The sequence below is a fragment of the Tateyamaria pelophila genome (assembly GCF_019966495.1).
Lineage (GTDB): Bacteria > Pseudomonadota > Alphaproteobacteria > Rhodobacterales > Rhodobacteraceae > Tateyamaria > Tateyamaria pelophila.
Genome location: NZ_JAIMIA010000226.1, coordinates 1 through 3,840 on the forward strand (window position 1 = coordinate 1; position 3,840 = coordinate 3,840).

The following is a 3,840-nucleotide window of genomic DNA, read 5'->3' on the forward strand; positions in this document are numbered from 1 at the left end:
TGAGCCCTCCGTATGCTTCAGGCTCATTTCCGATAATAATCAGACAATTCCTACGAGGGCGATGGGAGCGCGCTTACGATCGACTGATGAGAGAAGTGATCCAAAATGAAGAAGCGAAAGAACCATTCGGCGGATTTCAAGGCGCGTGTAGCGATTGAAGCGATCCGTGAGGAACTGACCCTATCGGAGTTGGCGAAGAAGTATGGCGTGCATGCGGGGCAGATCAGTACGTGGAAGCGTGCTGCCCTTGATAACATGTCGTCAGCGTTTGAGCGGCGGGGTCGCGCGCCGGACACACCAAGCCCTGCCGACATTGAGAAGCTACATTCGAAGATTGGGCAGCTTGTTGTAGAACGGGATTTTTTGTCCAATGCCTCGCACCAACTGCTCGGGACGCGCGGCAAAAAATGGTGAGCAAGGATCACAAGCTGAGCCTGCGCCGACAGTGTGCGCTGCTGACGTTGGCACGGTCCAACCTGTATTATGAGCCGAAGGGCGAGAGAGCCGAGAACCTGCGGTTTATGGAGATCATTGATAAGCAGTTCCTTGAAACGCCTTGGTATGGGTCGCGTCAAATGGCCCGCTACATGCAACGCAATGGCCATAAATGCGGGCGTCACCGTGTCCGGCGTCTGATGCGTCTCATGCGGTTGGTGCCGATCTATCAGGAGCCCAACACCAGCAAGAAGCACCCGCAGCATAAGATCTGGCCCTATCTGCTGAGGAACGTGGTGATCGACCGGCCGAACCAAGTCTGGTGTGCGGATATTACCTACATCCCGATGCGGCGTGGGTTCCTGTACCTTGTGGCAATCATGGACTGGTACAGTCGCAAGGTCTTGGCCTGGAGGATGTCCAACAGTATGGACGCTGAGTTCTGCGTTGAAGCCTTGAAAGAGGCCTTGGCCACGCATGGCACGCCGGAGGTATTCAACACGGACCAAGGCAGCCAGTTTACCAGCGGCGACTGGATCGACGTATTGAGCGATGCAAAGATCAAAATCAGCATGGACGGTAAGGGCCGCTGGATCGATAACCGTATGATCGAGCGTCTGTGGCGGTCACTGAAGTATGAATGCGTGTATCTGCATGCCTTCGAGAGAGGTTCAGAGGCCAAGGCTGGCATCCGGAAATGGCTGGATTATTACAACGCTGAGCGCCCACACTCGACCCACGGCATCTTGACCCCCGATGAGGCCTATGCGAGCAAAAAAGAACCAGTGAGATTAGCAGCCTGATAGGAAACCATGATCCATCTTAACAAGGCTGCAAAGTGGTCGAAAAACCAGGACCACCTCTGCTTACGGATGAATTGCTGCCCTGGAACTGGTCGCCAGTGGCATCCGCAATGAGCAGTCAAGCCGCGTAGGCAGCGGTATCAATGAAGCGGTTACGTACTACCTGCCGGGATGTGACAATTACTCTTCCAAGCGAAGTATCAATGAAAGCGTGCGCAAGTTGCTTGCCAACCGCTCCGAAACATACTCGAGTGCATATGTCTGAAATTTCAGAGCCAAGTCAGGATCTTCGGACTTCATGCGTTCGAATGCGACATCTGTCAAAACATGAGCGGTTCCTTTGCTGTCCGCTATGCCTACCGCAAGCGTCCCCACGTTTCCTTGCCTAAAAAAGCTGGCGACGCCGACCATAGAACCAGGGCCCGCGCCTCTTATTCGATGCTTTTCGCCATCCAATTCATCGAGGTAGATGGAAACGGTCCCTTGCTCGATGAAGTGCAGCAAACGCTGCTTAATGCCGGGTTGTGAAACTACGTCGCCCTGAGAGAATTCAGTCGTTTCCAAGTAACTTCGGAACTTTTGAACAACAGCCTTGGCCTTAAAAACCTCAATCAACCTATCATCAATCGGCAAAGCTTTTGGGCTTGGATCAACGCCAGCCGTTCTGAGAAGGAAATCTTCGCACCATTCCAGGGCGCTGTCTGCATCCTTAAAGATTGGCTCGATAACAGCGTCGCCATCAAGGAACTCTTCCTCATGCAATTGTTGATCGATTTCTGCGGGGACGTGAGCCAAGGCGAGTTGCGTTCCGACTTCCAGCGCCTTCTTCTTGATCTTGACCAGACCGTGAACAGCAGAAGTATCCAGACCAGACACTAGCTGAAAATCAAGGATTACAAACTCAGGCGGGCCAGCTTCTCTTGTCAGGGCTCCTACCACTTCCTCGTACAGTTTGATTGAGGATGCAAAGAAGATGAAACCATGGAGTTTGAGATATAGAATCTTCTGCCCCTCGGAGGACAAGGCCTTTCGGTGGTCATCAGGGCGATCGACGTTGCTCGAGAAATCACTTCCATCCATTGCCAAGCGAACAACATTTAGCTTGCTGTAGCTGACTACGAACAACACAACAGCTGCGGCCACGCCGGTCGCTACACCCTCCAGAAACCCGATAAACTCGACGACAAAGAGGATCGTAAATATTATCGCAACGTCACCGCGCCCGAGATTAGACCAGCTTTTGACCACCCAATCATAAAGGAAGCCCAGTCCGATGAACATTACCAAGCCGCCAAGCACAAATTTTGGGAAGACAGACAGAGCACCAGCTCCGACTGTCATCGTAAGAAGGCAGAACACTGCGACGACGACCCCGACGAGCCGACTATCTCCACGCATCCGACGCCCAAGAGTAGAGAGGCTGACATAATGATATCCAACAAGGCTTCCGCCGGGCGCAGCAAGAAGGTTTGCAATACCGGCCAGGCGCATCTCGCGATGGACATCTATGTCACGGTTAAAGGCTGACTCGAGCGCTGTGAGGTTCAGAAGTACCGAGATGAGCGCGATCGAAAGAATAGTGGCCAACCCGGTGAACTCTGTCACAAACAATGTCCAGTCGGCTGCAAGGAAGGTGGAAAGAGGTACTGGCTTCCACAATGCGCCCTCCCCAAATGGTTGCAACAACCAGCCCTCGGCAATGGCTTCCTGACTCGAAGCACCACTCAGGAACAAAGTGATATGGAAGAGTGCCACCGCGCTTAAGATGAGCCCGGGCATGATGAAAACATTGGAGTATTTGAGGGAAACGAAGAGTGTAATGAGAGCGAATACGGCTCCGGGCAGCCACAGATGCATCACTTCGCCGAGCGCACTGAGTTGGGTGAAATCAAACGTTTGATCTGCCATAACGCTGAAGGAGCCCTTGAAAAGCAACCACCCAGTTGCCGCCAGAAAACCAGCGATCACTGGATATGGTATCAGCTGGACAAAGGCTGCGAGCCGCCATCGGCCAACGAGGTAGAAGATCACGCCTGAAAGAGCAGTCGACACCACCATTATTACGACCGCCTGGGCAAACAGCATTTCAGGAGAGAGCGCGCTCCCGGGAAGTTGGGAGAGAGTGGCAATCATGACAGCGATGATTGCCGTTGGGTTGTCTTGCGGCAAAGCCACAACGCCGCGAAGCTCGCTGAAGAGACCAATGACGAGCGCAATGACAACACCGCCAAAGAGGAGTTGCCCTGTCGCTCGCGGCACGAAGCCGGAGAGTTCACCGGTAAATATCACGGCCGAATATGAAAACATGAAAGTGACAGTCAGTACACCTGCAACCAACCCGGCAGTGATACTGGGCACGACAACGGGGCCACGTAAGTTTTCCTTCAGTTCCGTTTTCAAGCCCGTCTGCATCAATCCTAATTCCCTCTCAGCATTGCCGTCGATCTATTTACAAGGTTGCCGTTTCTCGGACTTATGGCTTCCAATCGAAAGGCGCATCAACCTGTTCGAAAAACCACATGACTGTAAGCACCAAGGGAACCCCCTCTTATATGGCATGATCTGATCTGGGAGTATTGCGCGAGGCTGGCGTTGGTTGCTG

2 protein-coding genes are annotated in these 3,840 nt (G+C 53.0%); one reads left to right on the forward strand and one right to left on the reverse strand.

Annotated features, from left to right (window positions below):
- Nucleotides 1–105: 105 nt before the first annotated feature.
- Nucleotides 106–1,238 (forward strand): IS3 family transposase gene (locus LC354_RS26795; protein ID WP_223429000.1). Its coding sequence is split into 2 segments (ribosomal slippage): nt 106–358 and nt 358–1,238, totalling 1,134 coding nucleotides; the frame shifts between segments, so codons are not numbered across the junction.
- Nucleotides 1,239–1,418: 180 nt separating this feature from the next.
- On the opposite strand, the gene LC354_RS26800 is transcribed toward LC354_RS26795, so the two are convergent.
- Nucleotides 1,419–3,650, reverse strand: a complete 2,232-nt coding sequence (locus LC354_RS26800; protein WP_223429001.1) for a SulP family inorganic anion transporter — start codon at nt 3,648–3,650, stop codon at nt 1,419–1,421.
- Nucleotides 3,651–3,840 lie beyond the last annotated feature (190 nt).